This is a genomic window from Frankia sp. AiPs1 (assembly GCF_023716945.1).
Classification (GTDB): Bacteria; Actinomycetota; Actinomycetes; order Frankiales; family Frankiaceae; genus Frankia.
This window is the reverse complement of the sequence record NZ_JAMQQF010001132.1, coordinates 1-695: the sequence shown is the minus strand read 5'-3', so window position 1 is coordinate 695 and position 695 is coordinate 1. Positions and strand designations below refer to the sequence as shown.

General features: G+C 78.4%; 1 protein-coding gene. It reads right to left on the bottom strand.

Annotation, left to right across the window (positions count from 1 at the left end):
• On the bottom strand, positions 1 to 695 hold a 695-nt coding region (locus ND748_RS33290; protein WP_251750190.1), incomplete at both ends, for a hypothetical protein.

Here is a 695-nt window from a genome sequence, read left to right as displayed (position 1 = left end):
GTCCCCGAGGCCGGCTGCTGCGATCCCACGGCCGCGCCCGCCGCCGCGCCGGCGCCGGTGTTCGCGCCAGCACCGGTGTTCGCGCCAGCACCGGTGTTCGCGCCGGTTGCCGCCGCATCGCCCGTGCCGACGGCCGCCGTCGTGCCTGTCCCGGACTCGGCAGTGGCCGCACCGGACTCGGCGGTGGCCGCACCGGAGCCGGCGGTGGCCGCACCGGAGCCGGCTGGGCCCGCGCCGGCCGGAGGCTGCTGACCCGCCGGGGCGGGCACGATCACCAGGATCGAGCCGCTGCCCGGCTCCCGGGACAGCACCCGGGCGCCTGGCGGCAGCGGGGTGCCCGGCGCGAGGTACTCGGGCACCCCGCCGGGCACCAGGCCGTAGCGGCTGGCCTGGGCAGCCAGCGCCGCCGGGTCGGAGAGCTGGTCGGCCCGCACCGCGAGCGACTGCTCGTCGTCCGCCAGAGCGGAAGCCCTGTTACGCAGAGTGTTCTCCTGGAACGAGTTCTCCATCAGCGCGAGGTTGAGCCCGAGCAGACCCAGCAGGCCGGCGCCGAGCAGGACCAGCAGCAGGACGACGAACGGCCCCTTGCGAGCCCCCGTCGGCGCCGGGCGGACCACCGTGAGCCGCGTCCGGGCGGGGGCTCGCCGCAGCGGGGGGTCGAGGACCGGAGCCGTCGCCGCGGCGGTGCGCACCGC